Raw genomic sequence first — 20,477 nt, forward strand, 5'->3', positions numbered from 1 at the left:
CGTCGCCCCACGGGAAGACCCAACGAAAACGGGCCCCGAAGGGCCCGTTTCGCGTGTCGCGGAACCGGGGGCTTACGCCTCGCCGACTTCCTCGGTCACGGCCTTCATCGACAGGCGGATACGGCCCTGCTTGTCGACCTCCAGCACCTTGACCTTGACCATGTCGCCTTCCTTGAGCACATCGGCCACCTTCTCGACGCGATCGTTGGAGATCTGCGAGACGTGGACCAGGCCATCCTTGCCCGGGGCAATCGTGACGAACGCACCGAAGTCCATGATCTTGGCGACCTTGCCCTCGTAGATGCGGCCCGGCTCGACGTCGGAGGTGATCTGCTCGATACGCTCCTTGGCGGCATTCGCGGCAGCGGCATTGACCGACGCGATGACGATGGTGCCGTCGTCCTGGATGTCGATCTGGGTGCCGGTCTCCTTGGTGATGGCCTGGATCGTCGAGCCACCCTTGCCGATCACTTCGCGGATCTTGTCCGGGTGGATCTTGATCGTCAGCAGGCGCGGGGCGAACTCGCTCATCTCCGAGCTCGGCGAATCGATGGCCTTGGCCATCTCGCCGAGGATGTGGAGGCGGCCGTCCTTCGCCTGGTCCAGCGCGAGCTTCATGATCTCTTCGGTGATGCCCTGGATCTTGATGTCCATCTGCAGGGCGGAGATGCCCTCCTGCGTACCGGCCACCTTGAAGTCCATGTCACCGAGGTGATCCTCGTCGCCCAGGATGTCGGACAGGACGGCGAACTTCTCGCCTTCCTTGACCAGGCCCATGGCGATACCCGCCACCGGGGCCTTGACCGGCACGCCGGCGTCCATCAGCGCCATCGAGGAGCCGCAGACCGACGCCATCGACGAGGAACCGTTGGACTCGGTGATCTCCGACACCACTCGGATGGTGTACGGGAAATCCTCCATCTTCGGCATCACCGCCAGCACGCCGCGCTTGGCGAGGCGGCCATGGCCGATCTCGCGGCGCTTCGGGCCGAGCATCGGGCGGGTCTCGCCGGTGCAGTACGGCGGGAAGTTGTAGTGGAACAGGAAGTGTTCCTTGTACTCGCCGGACACGGCATCGATGATCTGGCCATCACGGGCGGTGCCCAGGGTGACGGTCACGATCGCCTGCGTCTCGCCGCGGGTGAACAGCGCCGAGCCGTGGGTACGCGGCATGACCTTGGTGCGCGAGGCGATCGGACGGACCGTGGACAGGTCGCGGCCATCGATGCGGACCTTGGTGTCGAGCACCTTGGCGCGCATGGCCTCGTACTCGAGCTCGCCGAACTCGTTGCCGACCGACTTCGGGTTCCAGCCCTTGGCCTCGAACTGCGGCTCCAGTGCGGCCAGCACCTCGTCCTTGAGCGCGGAAATGGTGGCCTTGCGATCAGCCTTGACGCGGATCTCGAAGGCGTCGGACAGGCGATTGCCGATCACGCCCTTGATCGCGTCGACCAGGCTGGTGTCCTGCACCGGCGCGGTCCACGGGAAGTCCTTCGCACCGGCCTCGGCGACGAGCTCGTCGATCGCGTCGATGACGGTCTGCAACTGCTTGTGACCGAACATCACCGCGCCGAGCATCTGCTCCTCGGACAGCAGGTCGGCCTCGGACTCCACCATCAGCACCGCGTCGCGGGTGCCGGCCACGACCAGCTCCAGCTTGGAATCGAGCAGTTCGGTGGCCGTCGGGTTGAGCAGGTACTCGCCGTCCTTGAAGCCGATCTTGGCGGCACCGATCGGGCCGTTGAAGGGCACGCCGGCCAGGCGCAGGGCGGCGGAGGCACCGATCAGGGCCGGGATGTCGCCGTCGATCTCCGGGTTCATCGACATCACGGTGGCGATGACCTGCGTCTCGTGACGGAAACCTTCGGGGAACAGCGGGCGGATCGGCCGATCGATCAGGCGCGAGATCAGCGTCTCCTTCTCGGTCAGGCGGCCTTCGCGCTTGAAGAAGCCACCCGGGATGCGGCCGCCGGCGTAGAACTTCTCCTGGTAGTCCACGGTCAGGGGGAAGAAGTCCAGCCCCTCGCGAAGGTTCCTGTTGGCCGTCGCCGTCACGAGCAGGACGGTATCGCCCATCTTGACGATGACCGCACCGCCGGCCTGGCGGGCGATTTCACCCGTCTCCAGCGTTACCTGGTGGTTGCCGTACTGAAATGTCTTGGTTACTTTCGCCACGTTTTGATAATCCTCTAAGAGCTTAGCGACGGAGGCCCAGGCGCTCGATGAGCGTCTTGTAGCGGTCGGCGTCCTTGCTCTTGAGGTAGCTGAGCAGGCTGCGACGCTGGTTGACCAGGCGGATGAGGCCGCGACGGCCATGGTGGTCGAGCTTGTGGGTCTTGAAGTGGCCGGTCAGCAGTTCGATGCGGGCCGACAGCAGCGCCACCTGGACTTCCGGGGAGCCGGTGTCGTTCGGGCCGCGCTTGTAATCTTCAATAATCTGCTGGGTATCGATGGACATAAAAACCTCGTAGACGCGAGACCTGCAGGAACGTCGAAAAGCTCAACGCACCGCCTGGCTCGCCGGATGGATTGGAAAGTTTTGGGTAAAGCCCGTCAATTGTAGCCCGGCGCGCGGGCTGGCAACAAGGTGAAAAACCCGTTAAAGCGGGCCGCCGGTCGGGGGGCCTTCATCCCCACGCCCGTTTGCGTCCTGCACGCTGGCCCAGCTGAACAGGCGGCGGGGGCGAAGCGTGGCCGAGGCGTCGATGGATCCGAGTCCCAGCGCGCCACCCTCCTGGTCGAAAACGGCCACCTCGCCGGGCGGTTCGGCCGGCAGCGGCACCGGGCGACCCTGGCCCAGGTGCCGTGCCTGGCCGGGGTCGAGTACTACGCGGCGCCACCCTGCCAGGCCGGACTCGAGCGGCAACACCCAGGCCTCGCGGCCGGGCTCGTCGAGCGCCTCGAGCTGCTCGATCGTCACCATGCATGGCGCGTCGAACGGGGCCACCCAGAGCCTGCGCAGCTGTTCGACGTGGGCACCGCAGCCCAGGGACTCGCCCAGATCGGTCACCAGGCTGCGGACATAGGTGCCGGAGCCGCATTCCACGTGGAGGCGCAGCCAGTCTGGGCCCTTCTCCAGCACACGCAATCCGTGAACCTCGACCTCGCGCTCGGGCACCTCGATCGCCTCGCCGCGCCGGGCTTTCGCGTACAGCGGTTCGCCGCCCTGCTTGAGCGCGGAGTAGACCGGGGGACGCTGCATGATCCGCCCCCGCAGCGCTACCAGCGCGGCTTCGACCGCAGCCGCCTCGATCGTCGGCACGGGGCGTTCGACCAACACGGTGCCATCGGCATCGGCGGTGTCGGTGGTGCGGCCCAGCCGGGCCACCGTCTCGTAGGCCTTGCAGGCACCCAGAAGATGCCCGGCCAGCTTGGTGGCCTCGCCCAGGCAGATCGGCAACAATCCGGTGGCGAGCGGGTCGAGCGCGCCGGTATGGCCGCCCTTCCGGGCCCGCAACAGGTGGCGCACACGCTGCAGGGCCTGGTTGGAACTGATGCCCGCTGGCTTGTCCAGCAGCACGATGCCGTGGATGTCACGGAAGACGGTGCGCGGGCGCTTGGGCCTGGGAGGACTCATGGGGTTCCGGTACGGCTCGCGGACCGGCGGGACGCGCTCGGACTCAGCCGCGCTTGTCGTCGTCGCCAGCCACAGGGTCGTCGCGTTCGGAGTCGCCGGCCGCGGACTCGGCCTGGCGCTCGGCCTCGACGGTGTCGGTGATGCCCGATTCGCGCAGCAGGTTCTCGATCTGCTCGCCGCGGTCGACCGACTCGTCGTAGTGGAAATGCAGCTCCGGCACGTGGCGCATGCGCAGCATGCGGCCCAGCCGGAAGCGGAACTCACGCGCCAGTTCCTTCAGCCCCTTCACGGCCTCGGCGGAGCGCTCGGACTGCAGCGCGGTGACGAAGACCTTGGCGTGCGACATGTCGCGCGTCACCTCGACGTCGGACACGCTCACCGAGGGCAGGCCGTGTTCACGGACCGCCTCGTGCACGAGGGTGCCGATCTCGCGTCGCAGCTGGGCGGCGACGCGATCGGTGCGCTGGAAGGATTTCGGGCCTGGCATCGGTCAGAGCGTCCGTGCAACCTCGATGCGCTCGAAGCACTCGATCTGGTCGCCCGGCTTGACGTCGTTGTAGGCCTTGACCGCGATACCACACTCGGTACCGTTCTTGACCTCCTCGACGTTCTCCTTGAACCGGCGCAGCGACTCCAGCTCGCCCTCGAACACCACGACGTTGTCGCGCAGCACGCGGATCGGCTTGGAGCGCTTGACCACGCCCTCGACCACGATCGAGCCGGCGACGGCACCGAACTTGGAGCTGCGGAACACGTCGCGCACTTCGGCGATGCCGATGATCTCCTCGCGGATCTCCACGCCCAGCAGGCCGGACGCCACCTGCTTCACCTGGTCGATCACGTCGTAGATGATCGAGAAGTAGCGCAGGTCGACACCGCTGGTCTCGATGACCTTGCGGGCTGTCGCGTCGGCACGGACGTTGAAGCCGATGACCACGGCCTTGGAGGCCGCGGCCAGGGTCGCGTCGGACTCGGTGATGCCACCGACGCCCGAGGAGATGACGTTGATCTTGATCATCTCGTTGGAGAGGCCTTCAAGCGCCTCCTGCAGGGCCTGCACGGAACCGTGCACGTCCGCCTTGATGACGAGGTTGAGCTGCGCCTGGACCTCGCTCTGGCCCATCTGCGCCATGACGTCTTCCATGCGATTGCCGGCCTTGGAGACCAGGCGGGTCTCGCGGCGCTTGGCCTCGCGCTGCTGGGCCACGTCCTTGGCCAGGCGCTCGTCCTCGACCACGACGAAGTCGTCGCCGGAATCGGGCACGCCCGACAGGCCCAGGACCACCACGGGGATCGACGGACCGGCCTGGTCCACCTGCGCGCCGACTTCGTCGAACAGCGCCCGCACGCGGCCGTACTGGATGCCGCAGACCAGGTAGTCGCCCTTCTTGAGCGTGCCCGACTGCACCAGCACCGTGGCGACCGGGCCACGGCCCTTGTCGAGCGTGGATTCCACGACGGTTCCGGCGGCGCGGCCATCGGTCACCGCGGTGAGCTCCATGACCTCGGCCTGCAGCAGGATCGCCTCGATCAGGTCGTCGATGCCGGTACCGGCCTTGGCCGACACGGGCACGAACGGGACGTCGCCGCCCCAGTCCTCGGGGATCACGTCGTGGTTTGCCAGGCCCTGCTTGACGTTGTCCGGATTGGCCTCCGGCTTGTCCATCTTGTTCACGGCCACGATCAGCGGCACGCCGGCGGCCTTGGCGTGCTTGACCGCCTCGACCGTCTGCGGCATCACGCCGTCATCGGCCGCCACGACCAGCACGACGATGTCGGTGAGCTTGGCGCCACGGGCGCGCATCGAGGTGAAGGCGGCATGGCCCGGGGTGTCGAGGAAGCTGACGGTGCCCTTGGGCGTATCGACATGGTAGGCGCCGATGTGCTGGGTGATGCCACCGGCTTCGCCACCCGCCACCTTGGTGCGGCGGATGTAGTCGAGCAGCGAGGTCTTGCCATGGTCGACATGGCCCATGATCGTGACGATCGGCGGGCGGACCTGCGCGTCGCCCTGCTCGGCGGCGGCATGCGCGGCCAGGGCCAGCTCGACGTCGTCCTCGCCACTGGCGCGCACCGCGGTGTGGCCGAGTTCCTCGACCACCAGCACGGCGGTGTCGTGGTCGATGGCCTGGTTGATGGTCGCCATGACGCCCATCTTGAACATCGCCTTGACCACGTCGGCGCCCTTGATCGCCAGCTTCTGGGCCAGGTCGGACACGACGATGGTGTCGCCGATCGCGACCTCGCGCGCCACCGGGGCGGTCGGCCGGGAGAAGCCGTGCGCACCACCGCTGCCCTGGCGCGACGGCTCGGCACCACGACGTCCCTTGCGCTTGCCGGCATTGGCACCACGACGTGCGCGGTCGGCCGCCGAGAGGTGCAGCTGGCCACCCACGTAACGCTTGGGGCCGTCATCCTTTTCAGGCGCGCGCTCACGCGTCACGCGGCCACGGGCCGGGCGCGCATCGCGCTCTTCCTCGCGACGGCGTACTTCGGGCTTGGGCTTGGCGGCGGCGGCCGCGGCATCGACGACGACGGGCTCCTCGCCTTCGGCCGGCAGGGCCTTGCGACCCGGCTCGGCCGCGGCCACGGCCAGGCGTTCGGCCTCTTCGGCCTCGGCCTTCTTCTTCTCTTCCTCGATCCGGCGCTTGGCCTCTTCCTCGGCCTGCTTGGCCTCCTCGGCGCGCTTGCGCTCGAGCTCGAGGCGGGCGTTCTCCTCGGCCTCCTGCTGCTGGCGCGATTCCTCCAGCTTGCGCAGTGCATCGTCGCGCTCGGAGCTTTCGGTCTCCTCCACGGCATCACGCTTGACGTAGGTGCGCTTCTGGCGGACCTCCACAGCGACCGTGGCCTTGGACTTGCCGCCACCGACGGTCAGCTCCTGCACCTTGCGGCGCTTGAGCGTGATCTGCTTCGGGGCCGACTCGGTGGCCTTCTCTTCCTTGCCGTGCGTGCGACGCAGGAAGCCCAGCAGCTTGACCTTTTCGGTGCTGGTGACCACCTGGTCCGGGCCGTCGAACTTCATTCCGGCCTCGGCCAACTGCTCGAGCAAGCGCTCGACCGGGGTATTGGTGAGTTCAGCCAACTTGCGGATGGTGGTTTGGGACATGGGGCTTCCTGTAACTGGGTTCGGTAAGCGGCGCGCGGCGTTCGCGCACCTGCACCCGATTCAAGCGTTCAATTGTAGCGCGGGCGCGGGAACTGCGCTCGGGCGAAAGCGGTGTCAGCCGCCTTCGGCCTCGAGACGGGCAATCTCCACGGCACGCGCCGCCAGGATGAGTTGCGCGGCGCGCTCCTCGTCCATGCCATCGATGTCGAGGATCTCGTCGGCGGCCAGTTCACCCAGGTCGTCGGCGGTGATGATGCCGCGCGACGCCAGGGCGTAGGCGGTGGATTCGTCCATGCCGTCGAGTGCCAGCAGGTCGGCTGCGGGCTTGTGCTCCTCGATCTCCTCCTCGGCGGCGAGCGCCTCGGTGAGCAGCGCATCGCGGGCACGGGCACGCAGTTCCTCGACGATGTCCTCGTCGAAGCCCTCCACCGCCAGCAGCTCGCCCACCGGTACGTAGGCGATCTCCTCGACGGTCGAGAAACCCTCGGCCACCAGGATGCCGGCGATCTCCTCGTCGACTTCGAGCTTGTCCTGGAACAGCTGGGTCGCGGCGGCCTGCTCGGCCTCCGACTTCGCCACCACCTGGTCCTGGGTCATCACGTTGAGCTGCCAGCCCGTCAGGCGGCTGGCCAGGCGCACGTTCTGGCCGCCCTTGCCGATCGCCTGGGCCAGCTTGTCCTCGGCCACGGCGATGTCCATGGAGTGCTTCTCTTCATCGACGATGATCGACTGCACTTCGGCCGGCGCCATCGCGTTGATGACGAACTGGGCCGGGTTGTCGCTCCACTGGATGATGTCCACGCGCTCGCCGTTGAGCTCGTTGGACACCGCCTGCACGCGCGAACCGCGCATGCCGATGCAGGCGCCGATGGGATCGGTGCGGCTGTCGTGGGCCACCACGGCGATCTTGGCGCGGTCACCCGGGTCGCGGGCAGCGGCCTTGATCTCGACCAGGTCCTGGCCGACCTCGGGCACTTCCAGCTTGAACAGCTCCATCATGAATTCCGGCGCGGCGCGGCTGATGAAGAGCTGCGGACCACGGATCTCGGAACGCACGTCGAACAGGTAGCCACGGACCCGGTCGCCCGGGCGCAGCACGTCGCGCGGGATCGCCTTGTCCTTGGGGATGAAGCCTTCGGCATTGCCGCCCAGGTCGACGAACACGTTGCCGCGCTCGACCCGCTTGACGATACCGGTGATCAGCTCGCCGATGCGGTCCTGCCAGGCCTCGACGACCTGGGCGCGCTCGGCTTCGCGCACGCGCTGCACGATGACCTGCTTGGCGGCCTGCGCGGCGATGCGGCCGAACTCGGCGTTCTCGACCTGCTCCTCGACGAAATCACCGACCTGCGCATCCGGCTTGTCGTCGACCACGTCCATCATGCGGATCATGCGCTCGGGCGACTCGTTGATGATGTCGTCCTCGATCACTTCCCAGCGGCGGAAGGTCTCGTAGCTGCCATCCTTGCGGTCGATCGACACGCGGATCGACACGTCCTGGTCGGGATAGCGCTTCTTGGCCGCCGAGGCCAGCGCGGCTTCCATGGCTTCGAAGATCACATCACGCGGCACGCCCTTCTCATTGGCGACCGCATCCACGACCAGCAAAAGTTCCTTGCTCACGGCATCTGCTCCACGGCGGGGGACCCGCCTCAGGCTTTCTTGGGTTCACCGGCCGGCTTTGCAGCCTTTCCGGAACGGGGTGACTTGCCCGGCTTGGTCGTGACCAGGCCGAGGGCGACCAGGTCCGGCACCAGCCGGGCCTTGTCGATGTTCTCGTGGGCGACGACGAACTCGCCCTTCTCTTCGGCGATGGTGATCATCTCGCCATCCACCTTCGCGATGCGTCCGAGCAACCGGCGGCGACCGTCCTGCGGCAAGCGCAACGACACCTTCGCCTCCTCGCCCACGAAGCGCTGGAACTGCGCCGGCGTGAACAGCGGCCGGTCGATCCCAGGCGAGGAGACCTCCAGCGTGTATTCGGTGCTGATCGGGTCTTCCACGTCCATCAGTGCCGACACCTCGCGGCTCACCGTCTCGCAATCCTCGATGCCGACCTGCCGGTCGGCCACGTCGATGTAGATGCGCAACATCGCACCCGACGTCGACGGCGCGTACTCGATGCCGAGCAGCTCCAGGCCGACCGACTCGACGACCGGCGTGAGCAACTCGACGAGTTCCCTGCTCTTGCTGGACATGACGCGTGACTCCCTTCGTGTCGCTGCGCGCCCCGGATACAAGCATGCGCGCACAGCGGACCAATAAAAAAGGGCCCTTGGGCCCCATCCGGTGAAACTCCGCCGGTACTGCCGGCGGGCTTCGCCCGGGACGGCCAGGATTCCCGGAAGCAAAAAGGCCTCACGAGTGAGGCCTTTTTACCACCAGAACATGGTAGCGGGGGCAGGATTTGAACCTGCGACCTTCGGGTTATGAGCCCGACGAGCTGCCAGACTGCTCCACCCCGCAGCTGAGTTACGCAGTATAGGGATCGGCGTTGGATCGTGCAAGCGTTTGAACGAAGAAAACAGCACTGCCCGCGCGCATCATCGCAGCGGTTCAGCCTGTGTTTCAGACGAATGCGCGCTGGCACCATTCCATCAGGGGGCTCCACGCGAGGCCCAGCACCAGCAGAAGCAGCGCGTGGCCGACAGCACCCAGCGCAGGTGCGCATCGGCGGGCCGGTCGTCGGCCTGCGTCGTGTCCTCGGGCTCGTCGAAGTACATCACCTTGATCACGCGCAGGTAGTAGAACGCACCGATCACCGCGAACACGACCGCGACGATGGCCAGCCACACCATGTTCGCCTCGACCGCTGCGCGCAGCACCGCCAGCTTGGCCCAGAAGCCCAGGAACGGCGGCACACCCGCCATCGAGGCCATGATCATCAGCACCAGGCCGGCATGCCACGGGTTCTTGTGGTTCAGGCCGCGGAAGTCGCTGATCTCCTCGGCCTCGAAGCCGCGCCGCGACAGCAGGATGATCGCGCCGAAGGCCGCCGCCGACATCAGCGCATAGCTGATCGCGTAGAACATCGCCGCGGCATAGCCTTCCGGCCCGCCATGCGCCAGGCCCAGGAACAGGAAGCCGACGTGGCTGATCGTCGAATAGGCCAGCATGCGCTTGAGGTTGGTCTGCATCAGCGCCAGCACGTTGCCGATCACCAGCGACAGCACGGCAAGCCAGGCCACCATGATCTGCCAGAACTCGCCGAGGTTGCCGGCACTGCCCTCCAGCAGGCGGTAGGCCATGCCGAACGCTGCCAGCTTCGGCGCCGAGCCGATGAACAGCGTCATCGCGGTCGGGGCGCCATGGTAGACATCCGGCAGCCACATGTGGAACGGCGCCGCGCCGAACTTGAACGCGATGCCGACCAGCATGAACACCACGCCGAGCACCAGCAGTCGCCGGTCGCCCGCGCCGCCCTCCGCCGCCATCTGGCTGATCGTGGCCAGGTCGAGGCTGCCGGTGGCGCCGTAGAGCATCGACATGCCGTACAGCAGCATTCCCGAAGCCAGCGCACCGAGCACGAAGTACTTCATCGCCGCCTCGGTGGCGCGCCGGTTCTCGCGGTCCATGGCGACCAGCGCGTAGGTCGACAGCGCCATGAGCTCCAGGCCCAGGTAGACCGTGATCAGGCTGCCCGCGGAAACCAGCAGCATCATTCCCAGCACCGAGAACAGGCACAGCGTGTAGAACTCGCCCTTGAACAGGTCACGCGCGCGCAGGTAGGGCTTGGCGTAGATGAAGACCACCGCGCTGACCAGGCAGATCGCCAGCTTCAGCACGTCACCGACGTTGTCGCGCAGGAACATGCCGCTCCACGCCGCCTCGGCCGCCACGCCCTGGTCACCCCAGGCGCGCAGGATCAGCACCGCGGTGGCGGCCAGCGTGGCCAGCGACAGGAAGTGGATCAGCCCGCGGCGCTGCTCGGACAGGAACAGGTCGATCAGCAGGATCGCGCAGGTGGCGCCCAGCAGGAACAGCTCCGGCACGATCGGGATGAAGTCGGCGCGTGTCACGTCCATCGGTCAGGGTCCTTGGAGCTTGCTCGTGGCGAGCTGGGCAGCCAGCTGGCCGATCGAGCCGTCCATCAGTTCGATCAGGGGGGCCGGCCACAGGCCGATCAGCAGCACGCCGATGGCGAAGGCCACCAGCACGGTGGTCTCGCGGGCATTGATGTCGGTGAGTTCGGCGACGTGCTGGTTGGCGACCTCGCCGAAGATCACCCGCTTCACCAGCCACAGCGTGTAGGCCGCACCGATGATCAGCGTGAATGCCGCGCCGAAGGCCAGCCAGGGGTTGGCCTGGAACGCGGCCAGGATGACCATGAACTCGCCGACGAAGCCCGAGGTGCCCGGCAGGCCGGCATTGGCCATCGCGAACAGCACGAACAATGCCGCGAACCACGGCATCGTGTTCGCCACGCCGCCGTAGTCGCGGATCATGCGGCTGTGCATGCGGTCGTAGAGGATGCCGACGCAGGAGAACATCGCGCCGGAGATGAAGCCGTGGCTGACCATCTGCACCATCGCGCCCTGCAGGCCGAGCTCGGCGCCGTCACTGTTGCCGCCGCGCACCAGCATGAACGCGATGAAGGTGCCCAGCGTCACGAAGCCCATGTGCGAGATCGAGGAATAGGCGATCAGCTTCTTCATGTCGCGCTGGGCCAGCGCCACCATGCCGATGTAGACGATCGCCACCAGGCTCAGCGCGATGACCAGCCAGGCCCACTCATGGCCGGCGTCCGGCGTGATCGGCAGCGAGAAGCGCAGGAAGCCGTAGCCGCCGATCTTGAGCATGATCGCCGCCAGGATCACCGAGCCGCCGGTGGGCGCCTCCACGTGCGCATCGGGCAACCAGGTGTGCACCGGGAACATCGGGATCTTGACCGCGAACGCGGCCAGGAACGCGAAGAACAGCCACATCTGCTCGGTGCCGGTCAACGGCAGCGCGTACAGGTCCGCCAGCTGGAAGCTGCCGCCCTTGATGTACAGGTAGACCAGGCCGACCAGCATGAAGACCGAGCCCAGGAACGTGTACAGGAAGAACTTCACCGACGCGTACACGCGCTTGGGGCCACCCCACACGCCGATGATGATGAACATCGGGATCAGCATGGCCTCGAAGAACACGTAGAACAGCACCGCGTCCATCGCGCTGAACACGCCGACCATCATGCCCTCGAGCACCAGGAAGCTGGCGAGGTACTGGCTCACGCGCGTCTTCACCGAGCCCCAGGCGCCGATCAGCACAAGCACCGTGGTCAGCGTGGTCAGGATGATCAGCGCGACGGAAATGCCATCCGCGCCCAGCGAATAGAAGATGTCGTAGGCCGGGATCCACTCGCGCAGCTCGGTGAACTGCATGCCCGGGTTGGCGAAGTCGAAGCCGGTGTACAGCGGCACGCTGAGCACGAAGGTCAGCAGCGCCACCGCCAGCGCGAACCACTTCGCCTGCGTCGCGCGTGAATTGCCGAAGGCGAGCGTCAGCAGGCCACCGATGATCGGCACCCAGATCAGCAGGCTCAGGAGAGGCCAGGAGGACATCACTCTTTCCCTTGGATTTCAGTGCGTGCCGGCATCAACCCAGCATCCGGATCAGGAAGCCCAGCATCACGATCAGGCCGATGATCATCGCGAAGGCGTAGTGGTACAGGTAGCCCGACTGCACGCGGCGGGAAATCGCCGCGATGCGGTCCACGACCGCCGCCGAACCGTTGACGAGGACGCCATCGATGAGCCCCGCGTCCAGCCGCCGCGACAGCTGCTCGCCCAGCTTGATGCCGCCGCCGGCGAAGCCCTCGACCCACAGCTTGTCGAAGCCGTACTTGTTCTCCAGCACCTTCACCGGCACGCGCAGCGCGTTGCGGGTCTTCGTGGCCAGCGCCGGATTGAACAGGTAGACGTAGGTGGCGACCGCGAAGCCCGCGAATGCCAGCCAGAACGCCGGCGAGGCGTAGAAGTGCAGGCCGAAGCCGACCGCCGAGGTGAACAGCCGCTCGCCGACCATCGCGATGGTGTCGTTGGCCTCGCGCACGAAGACCGCGTTGGCGAAGAAGTCGCCGAACAGCATCGGGCCTGCGGTCAGGAAGCCGATCGCGATCGACGGGATCGCCAGCAGGATCAGCGGCAGCGTCACCACCCAGGGCGACTCGTGCGGTTCATGCACCCCGTGGCCATCGTGGCCGTGGTCGTCATGCGCATGCGCGCCATGCCCCGCCTCGGCCTCGGCGTGCGCCGCCCCTTCGGAGACATCGTCGTGTCCACCGGCATGGGTTTCCGCCTCGGCGTCGCGGAAGCGCTCCCGTCCGTGGAAGGTCAGGTAAAGCAGCCGGAAGCTGTAGAAGCTGGTGACGAACACGCCCAGCAGCACCGCGATGTAGGCGTACATCTGGATCGGCCCGTTGCCAGCAACCTCGGCCACCGCCTCGATGATCACGTCCTTGGAGTAGTAGCCCGACAGAAACGGGAAGCCGACCAGGGCCAGCGTGCCGATGACGGTGGCGATGTAGGTGATCGGCATGTACTTGCGCAGGCCGCCCATGCGCAGCATGTCCTGCTGGTGGTGCATGCCGATGATGACCGAGCCGGCCGCCAGGAACAGCAGCGCCTTGAAGAAGGCATGGGTCATCAGGTGGAACACCGCGCCGGCGTAGGCCGACACGCCCAGCGCCACGGTCATGTAGCCCAGCTGGGACAGCGTGGAATACGCGACCACGCGCTTGATGTCGTTCTGCACGATGCCGATCAGGCCGGTGAAGAAGGCCGTGGTCGCACCGATGACCAGCACGAACAGCAGTGCGGTGGGACTGAGCTCGAACAGCGGGCTCATGCGCGCGACCATGAAGATGCCGGCGGTGACCATGGTCGCTGCATGGATCAGCGCAGAAATCGGCGTCGGGCCCTCCATCGAGTCCGGCAGCCACACGTGCAGCGGCACCTGGGCGGACTTGCCCATCGCGCCGATGAACAGGCAGATGCAGATGAAGGTCATGATCTCCCAGTCCATGCCGGGCCAGATCGTGAACTGCACGCCCTCCAGCGCCGGCGCCGCCGCGAACACGGTCGCGTAGTCCAGGCTGCCGAGCCAGAACAGCACGCCGCCGATGCCCAGCAGGAAGCCGAAGTCGCCGACGCGGTTGACCAGGAAGGCCTTGAGGTTGGCGAAGATCGCGCTGGGCTTCTTGAACCAGAAGCCGATCAGCAGGTAGGACACCAGGCCCACCGCCTCCCAGCCGAAGAACAGCTGCAGGAAGTTGTTGGCCATCACCAGCATCAGCATCGAGAAGGTGAACAGCGAGATGTAGCTGAAGAAGCGCTGGTAGCCCGGGTCGTCCTTCATGTAGCCGATGGTGTAGACGTGCACCAGCAGCGACACGAAAGTGACCACGACCATCATCATCGCGGTCAGCTCGTCGACCAGGAAGCCGACGTGGGCCGAGATCGATCCGACCTCGAACCAGGTGTAGATGTTCTCGTTGAACACCGCCGCCCCGCCCCACACCAGCTGGTAGAGGACCTGGATCGACAACGCGCAGCTCACGCCCACGCCGAGGATGGTGACGGTGTGCGCGCCGGCGCGCCCGACCTGGCGGCCGAACAGGCCGGCGATGATGGCGCCCAGCAGCGGCGCCAGCGCGATGATCAGCAGGGTGGTCTGGCTCAACATGTCGTCAACCCTTCAGATCGTCGAGCTCGGCGACATTGATCGTGCGCCGGTGGCGGAACAGCGTGACCAGGATCGCCAGGCCGATCGCGGCCTCGGCCGCGGCCACGGTCAGGATGAAGAACACGAACACCTGGCCGTCGACGTCGCCGAGGAAGCGCGAGAACGCGACGAAGTTGATGTTCACCGACAGCAGCATCAGCTCGATCGCCATCAGCAGCACGATGACGTTCTTTCGGTTGATGAAGATGCCGGCGACGCTGATCGAGAACATGATCGCGCCCAGGGTGAGGAAGTGGCCGAGGGTGATCACTGCGACTTCTCCTTGCCCTCGGAAGGCATCTTCACGATCCGGATGCGGTCGGCCTTGCGCACCATGACCTGGCGCGCCGGGTCTGGTGCTTGGTCCCACCACGACGGCGCAGCGTCAGCACGATCGCGGCGATGATCGCCACGGTCAGGATCACCGCGGCGATCTCGAAGGGCAGGATGTACTCGGTGTACAGCGCCATGCCGACCCACTCGATGTTGCTCACGCCGGCCACGTCCACCGCCGGGTCGGGCGTCGGGATGCCCTCGCCGAAGCCGCGGCCCCGCGCCAGCAGCAGCACCATCTCCGCAGCCATGACCAGCGCCACCACCAGGCCCACCGGGAAGTACTTCGCGAAACCCTCGCGCAGCGGCGTGGTGTTGATGTCGAGCATCATCACCACGAAAAGGAACAGCACCATGACCGCGCCGACGTAGACCAGCACCAGCACGATGCCGAGGAACTCCGCCTGCAGCAGCAGCCACAGGCAGGCGGTCGAGAAGAAGGTCAGCACCAGGCACAACACGGCGTAGACCGGGTTCTTCACCGAGATCACGGCGATGCCCGAGGCCACGGTGACCGTGGCGAAGACCCAGAAGAGGAAAAGTTCGTAGCTCATCTGAGGTTCCCGTCAGCGGAAGGCCGCGTCGGCGGCGCGGCGCTCGGCGATCTCGGCCTCGAAGCGGTCACCGATCGCCAGCAACTGTGGCTTGGTGACGATGTTCTCGCCCCGGTGCTCGAAGTGGTATTCGTGGATGTGCGTCTCGACGATCGAGTCGACCGGGCAGCTTTCCTCGCAGAAGCCGCAGTAGATGCACTTGAACAGGTCGATGTCGTAGCGCGTGGTGCGGCGCGTGCCGTCCTCGCGCATCTCCGAATCGATCGTGATGGCCAGCGCCGGGCACACCGCCTCGCACAGCTTGCAGGCGATGCAGCGCTCCTCGCCGTTGGGATAGCGGCGCAGCGCGTGCAGGCCGCGGAAGCGCGGCGACTGCGGCAACTTCTCGAACGGGTAGTGCACCGTGTACTTGGGCTTGAACTGGTACTTCAGGGTCAGCCACAGGCCGCCCAGCAGTTCCAGCAGCAACAGGCTCTTGAGGTAGGCGATGACGCGATTCATTCGTATGTCCTCACTGCCCGGCCACGAACCAGCCCGCATGCACGGCCCAGGCGGCGACAAGGATCCAGACGATCGTGATCGGGATGAACACCTTCCACCCCAGGCGCATGATCTGGTCGTAGCGGTAGCGCGGGAACGAAGCCCGGAACCACACGTAGCAGAATGCGAAGAAGACCGTCTTGAGCAGCAGCCACAGGATGTTGGGCTGCCCCAGCCAGGTGTCGGTCCATCCCTGGAACGGCGACAGCCAGCCGCCCAGGAACAGCAGCGCGGCCAGCACGCTGATCAGGATCATGTTCGCGTATTCGGCCAGGAAGAACAGCGCGAACGCGCCCCCGGAATACTCGACCATGTGCCCGGCCACGATCTCCGACTCGCCCTCGGCCACGTCGAACGGCGCGCGGTTGGTCTCGGCCACGCCGGAGATGAAGTAGATGACGAACAGCGGGAACAGCGGCAGCCAGAACCAGTCGAACAGGCCGCTGCCGCCCGCCTGGGCGTTGACGATGTTGGAGATGTTGAGGCTGCGGCGGCGACGATGACGCCGACCAGGGCGAAGCCCATCGCGATCTCGTAGCTGACCACCTGGGCGGCCGAGCGCATCGCGCCGAGGAAGGCGTACTTCGAGTTCGACGCCCAGCCGGCCAGGATGATGCCGTACACGCCCATCGAGGTCATCGCCAGCAGGTACAGCAGCCCGGCATTGGCGTTCGACAGCGCGATGCCGTCCTCGAAGGGCACCACGGCCCAGGCCGCCAGGGCGGGCGCGAGCGTGATGATCGGGGCCAGGCGGTAGAGGAACTTGTGCGAGGCGGTCGGGGTGACGACCTCCTTGAACAGCAGCTTGAACACGTCGGCGAAGGTCTGGATGATGCCGACGCCGAACACACCGCCGATGTAGGCCGGCCCGTGGCGCACGTGCATCCAGCCGATCACCTTGCGCTCGAACAGCACGAAGAACGCGACCGCGATCGTGATCGGCAGGGCCACGGCCATGATCTTGATGATCGTCCAGACCAGCAGTCCGAACGTGCCGAAGGCCAGGAAGAACTCCCGGGTCCAGCCGATGGGCTGTGCAAAAAGCTCGAACACGCTCAGTCCCTCGCCAGCTTGAGCAGGCCGGCCGGCGCCATCGGCACCGTCGCCCCGTAGGAGGATTCGATCCAGGCGCAGCCCCGCGCCACGCGCGCGTCGAGCGCAACCGGCAGCGCGGCACGGCCGCGGCCGTCGTCGAACTTCGCGATCGCGCCTTCGGACAGGCCATGGGACGGTGCGTCCTCGGGATGCAGCACCACGCGCGCGCCACGCGTGAGCGGATGCGCGTTGAGCGCGGCGCTGCGGCGCAGCACCGCGTCGCCGCGGTAGATCGGGGTCGTGGTGATGCGCTCGAGGCCCTCGCCTTCCGCGGATCCGGCGGAAGCCATGTCGGTGCCCGAGGACTTCGGCGCGAAGGAAACCGTCGATCGCAGCCCGGCGATGTCGGCGAATTCAAATCCGGTGAGTTCCAGCGTGTCGGCCAGCGCCCGCAGCACGCGCCAGCCCGGCCTCGCCTCGCCCGGCAGCTTCCCGCCGGACTGGGTGCGCTGCGCGATGCCGTCGACATTGACCAGCGTGGCATCGATCTCTGGAAGCAGGCCGATCGGCAGGATCACGTCGGCCAGGTCGCGGGTGGACGTGCAGGCGTAGTGGCTGAAGGCCACGACGCGGGCCTCGCCCAGCGCCCTGGCGGCGGCGGTGTTGTCGCCGAAGTCGGCACCGGGTTCGATGCCGTAGAGCAGGTAGGCGCCGCGCTTGTCGGCCAGCATCTGCGAGGCATTCGCGGCCGAGGGCAATACGTCGACGCCGGCCAGGCCGATCGCGTTCGCGCCCAGCGGGATGCGGTTCACCCGTGCGCCGGTGGCTGCGGCCAACGCCCGCACGGCCGCGTGGATGCGGCTGGCCTGCGGATGGGCCTCGGCGACCTCGCCGACGAAGATGACCGCGCTGCGGGCCGCCTCGAGCGCCTTGCTCAGGTCGCCCTCGCCATCGGCCATGGCCTGCACGGCACCGGCGAGTGCCGACGGCGCCACGCACTGCGTGCTGGCCACGGTGTAGGGGAAGTCGAACTCGACCGGGTTGATGGCGTGCACCACGGCACCGGCCTTGGTCGCCTTGAGCACGCGCTGGCTGACCAGCGGCAGCTCGTGGCGCAGGTTGCAGCCCACCAGCAGCACCAGGTCGGCCTGCTCGACGTCGGCCACCGGCATGCCGAAGGCCTCGGCCACCGGGGCGTCGGTGAAATCGGCCACGCGCAGGCGGTGGTCGATGTTGCCGCTGCCCAGCCCGTCGGCCAGTCGCTTGAGCAACGCACCCTCCTCGTTCGAGGTGGCCGGATGCACCAGCACGCCCAGCTGATCGCCAGGGACGGAGCGCAAGGCCTCTGCCGCCGCCGCCAGGGCCTCGTCCCAGCCCACCTGCTCCCAGACGCCATCACGCTTGAGCATCGGCACCCGGGCGCGGTCGTCGGCATACAGGCCCTGGTGCGAATAGCGGTCGCGGTCGGACAACCAGCACTCGTTGACCGCCTCGTTGTCGCGCGGAACGGTACGCAGCACGTCGCCACGGCGCGTGTGCAGGAACAGGTTCGAGCCCAGTGCGTCGTGGTAGCCCAGCGACTCGCGCGCCACGAGCTCCCACGGACGGGCCTTGAAACGGAACACCTTGTTGGTCAGCGCCCCCACCGGGCACACGTCGATGACGTTGCCGGACAGCTCGCTCTCCAGCGGCTTGCCGTCGTAGGTGCCGATGACCAGGTTCTCGCCCCGCTGCATGCCGCCCAGCTCGTGGGTGCCGGCCACTTCCGCCGTCACCCGGATGCAGCGGGTGCAATGGATGCAGCGGGTCATCTCGGTGGCCACCAGCGGGCCCAGGTCCTCGTCGGCCACGACGCGCTTGCGCTCGTTGAAGCGCGAGACCGAGCGGCCGTAGCCCATCGACACGTCCTGCAGCTCGCACTCGCCGCCCTGGTCGCAGATCGGGCAGTCCAGCGGGTGGTTGATCAGCAGGAACTCCATGACGTTGCGCTGGGCATCGAGCGCACGCTTGGACTGGGTGTAGATCTTCATGCCGTCCATGACCGGCGTGGCGCAGGCCGGGGCGGGCTTGGGCATCTTCTCGACGTCGACCATGCACATGCGGCAATTCGCCGCGATCGGCAGCTTCTCGTGGTAGCAGAAGCGCGGCACCGGGATGCCGGCCCGGTCGGCGGCCTGGATGATCATCGTGCCCTTCGGCGCCTGGATCTCGCGGCCGTCGATCTCGAGGCTCACCAGGTCCGGGGCCTGGTCGTTCTTCACCTGGGCGCTCATGCGGCCTGCTCCAGCTTGCGGTCGTCGACCAGGAAGCGCTTGTGGGTGATCGCGTACTCGAACTCGTCCCAGTAGTGGCGCAGGAAGCCCTGCACCGGCCACGCGGCGGCTTCGCCGAACGCACAGATGGTGTGGCCCTCGATCTGGCCGGCGGAGGCCCGCAGCATCTCCAGGTCCTCGACGGTGGCGCGGTGTTCGGCGATGCGCGTGAGCATGCGGTACATCCAGCCGGTGCCCTCGCGGCACGGCGTGCATTGGCCGCAGCTCTCGGCGTAGTAGAAGCGTGCGATGCGCTGGCAGGCGCGCACCATGCAGGTGCTGTCGTCCATGACGATGACCGCGCCAGAGCCCAGGCCGGAACCGGCCTTCTGGATCGAGTCATAGTCCATCGTGCAGCCCATCATCAGCTCGGCCGGCAGCACCGGCATCGAGGAACCCCCCGGGATCACCGCCTTGAGCGTGCGACCCGGGCGCATGCCGCCCGCCATCTCCAGCAGCTCGGAGAACGGGGTGCCGAGGCGGATCTCGTAGTTGCCCGGCTTCGCCACGTGCCCCGATACCGAGAACACCTTCGCACCGCCGTTGTTGGGCTTGCCCAGGCTGAGGAACCATTCCGCACCATTGCGCACGATCGCCGGCACCGAGGCGTAGGTCTCGGTGTTGTTGATCGTGGTGGGGCGGCCGAACAGGCCGAAATTGGCCGGGAACGGCGGCTTGAAGCGCGGCTGGCCCTTCTTGCCCTCCAGCGACTCCATCAGCGCGGTTTCCTCGCCACAGATGTAGGCTCCGGCGCCGAGCGCGTTGTGGATGTCGATGTCCACGCCGCTGCCGAGGATGTCGCGACCCAGCCAGCCGTGCTCGTAGGCTTCCTTGAGCGCCTGCTCCATGCGCTCGAACGGCTCGTGGTGGAACTCACCGCGCATGTAGTTGTAGGCCACCGACGCCCCGGTCGCATAGCAGGCGATCGCCATGCCCTCGAGCACCGAGTGCGGGTTGTAGCGCAGGATGTCGCGGTCCTTGCAGGTGCCCGGCTCGGATTCGTCGGAGTTGCAAAGGATGTACTTCTGGCCCGGTGCACTGCGCGGCATGAAGCTCCACTTCAGGCCGGTCGGGAAGCCCGCACCGCCGCGGCCACGCAGGCCGGACTGCTTGACCATCTCGATGACTTCTTCCTGCGACACCTTCTCCGAGAGCACCTTGCGCAGCGCCTGGTAGCCGCCGGATTTCAGGTACGCCTCGTACGACCACGGCTGGTCGAAGTGCATCGTGTTGCGCACGACGCTGTGTTCGGTTGGGGCCGGACCATAAGCCATGTTGCTCGAACTCCTGCATTCGGCCGCGCGCTCTCGCGC

General features: G+C 66.9%; 14 protein-coding genes, 1 tRNA gene and 2 pseudogenes. All 17 read right to left on the reverse strand.

Annotated elements, in window-relative coordinates:
* Positions 1–72: 72 nt before the first annotated feature.
* The 17 genes and pseudogenes from pnp to nuoF all read right to left on the reverse strand — a co-directional run bounded on the left by pnp (position 73) and on the right by nuoF (position 20,438).
* Positions 73–2,175 (reverse strand): polyribonucleotide nucleotidyltransferase, encoded by a 2,103-nt coding sequence (gene pnp, locus FU658_RS01025; RefSeq protein WP_147890405.1) that lies wholly within the window; start codon positions 2,173–2,175, stop codon positions 73–75.
* A 22-nt stretch (positions 2,176–2,197) separates the two neighbouring features.
* On the reverse strand, positions 2,198–2,458 hold the full coding sequence (gene rpsO, locus FU658_RS01030) for a 30S ribosomal protein S15 (RefSeq protein WP_147890406.1): 261 nt from the start codon (positions 2,456–2,458) through the stop codon (positions 2,198–2,200).
* A 141-nt stretch (positions 2,459–2,599) separates the two neighbouring features.
* On the reverse strand, positions 2,600–3,577 hold the full coding sequence (truB, locus tag FU658_RS01035) for a tRNA pseudouridine(55) synthase TruB (protein ID WP_147890407.1): 978 nt from the start codon (positions 3,575–3,577) through the stop codon (positions 2,600–2,602).
* 43 nt (positions 3,578–3,620) lie between these two features.
* A complete protein-coding gene (rbfA, locus tag FU658_RS01040; protein ID WP_147890408.1) occupies positions 3,621–4,064 on the reverse strand; it encodes a 30S ribosome-binding factor RbfA in 444 nt (147 codons plus the stop codon).
* Between the two features lie 3 nt (positions 4,065–4,067).
* Positions 4,068–6,683, reverse strand: a complete 2,616-nt coding sequence (infB, locus tag FU658_RS01045; protein ID WP_147890409.1) for a translation initiation factor IF-2 — start codon at positions 6,681–6,683, stop codon at positions 4,068–4,070.
* Positions 6,684–6,797: 114 nt separating this feature from the next.
* Positions 6,798–8,306, reverse strand: coding sequence for a transcription termination factor NusA (gene nusA, locus FU658_RS01050; RefSeq protein WP_147890410.1), 1,509 nt, complete (start codon positions 8,304–8,306; stop codon positions 6,798–6,800).
* A gap of 29 nt (positions 8,307–8,335) precedes the next feature.
* Positions 8,336–8,881, reverse strand: a complete 546-nt coding sequence (rimP, locus tag FU658_RS01055; protein WP_147890411.1) for a ribosome maturation factor RimP — start codon at positions 8,879–8,881, stop codon at positions 8,336–8,338.
* A gap of 191 nt (positions 8,882–9,072) precedes the next feature.
* A tRNA-Met gene (locus FU658_RS01060) sits at positions 9,073–9,149 on the reverse strand.
* 131 nt (positions 9,150–9,280) lie between these two features.
* Positions 9,281–10,708, reverse strand: a complete 1,428-nt coding sequence (gene nuoN, locus FU658_RS01065) for an NADH-quinone oxidoreductase subunit NuoN (protein ID WP_321167719.1) — start codon at positions 10,706–10,708, stop codon at positions 9,281–9,283.
* A 3-nt stretch (positions 10,709–10,711) separates the two neighbouring features.
* Positions 10,712–12,229 carry an NADH-quinone oxidoreductase subunit M gene (locus FU658_RS01070; protein WP_147890412.1) on the reverse strand — a complete coding sequence of 506 codons (1,518 nt, stop codon included), beginning with the start codon at positions 12,227–12,229 and terminating at the stop codon, positions 10,712–10,714.
* Between the two features lie 34 nt (positions 12,230–12,263).
* Positions 12,264–14,351 carry an NADH-quinone oxidoreductase subunit L gene (gene nuoL / locus FU658_RS01075; protein WP_147890413.1) on the reverse strand — a complete coding sequence of 696 codons (2,088 nt, stop codon included), beginning with the start codon at positions 14,349–14,351 and terminating at the stop codon, positions 12,264–12,266.
* Between the two features lie 4 nt (positions 14,352–14,355).
* Positions 14,356–14,661 carry an NADH-quinone oxidoreductase subunit NuoK gene (nuoK, locus tag FU658_RS01080; protein WP_147890414.1) on the reverse strand — a complete coding sequence of 102 codons (306 nt, stop codon included), beginning with the start codon at positions 14,659–14,661 and terminating at the stop codon, positions 14,356–14,358.
* Positions 14,658–15,277, reverse strand: a pseudogene (locus tag FU658_RS01085) (NADH-quinone oxidoreductase subunit J). The gene nuoK and the pseudogene FU658_RS01085 overlap by 4 nt, the downstream one beginning before the upstream one ends.
* A 12-nt stretch (positions 15,278–15,289) precedes the next feature.
* The gene (gene nuoI, locus FU658_RS01090; protein ID WP_147890415.1) at positions 15,290–15,778 is read right to left on the reverse strand and encodes an NADH-quinone oxidoreductase subunit NuoI; all 489 of its coding nucleotides are present in this window, start codon (positions 15,776–15,778) and stop codon (positions 15,290–15,292) included.
* A 10-nt stretch (positions 15,779–15,788) separates the two neighbouring features.
* Positions 15,789–16,774 (reverse strand): annotated as a pseudogene (gene nuoH / locus FU658_RS01095) (NADH-quinone oxidoreductase subunit NuoH).
* A gap of 98 nt (positions 16,775–16,872) precedes the next feature.
* Complete coding sequence (gene nuoG / locus FU658_RS01100) at positions 16,873–19,125, reverse strand: NADH-quinone oxidoreductase subunit NuoG (RefSeq protein WP_147890416.1); 2,253 nt, start codon at positions 19,123–19,125, stop codon at positions 16,873–16,875.
* Entirely contained in the window at positions 19,122–20,438 is a 1,317-nt protein-coding gene (gene nuoF / locus FU658_RS01105; RefSeq protein ID WP_147890417.1) for an NADH-quinone oxidoreductase subunit NuoF, read from the reverse strand. The genes nuoG and nuoF overlap by 4 nt, the downstream gene beginning before the upstream one ends.
* Positions 20,439–20,477 lie beyond the last annotated feature (39 nt).

Source organism: Alkalisalibacterium limincola (genome assembly GCF_008017755.1).
Lineage (GTDB): Bacteria > Pseudomonadota > Gammaproteobacteria > Xanthomonadales > Xanthomonadaceae > Alkalisalibacterium > Alkalisalibacterium limincola.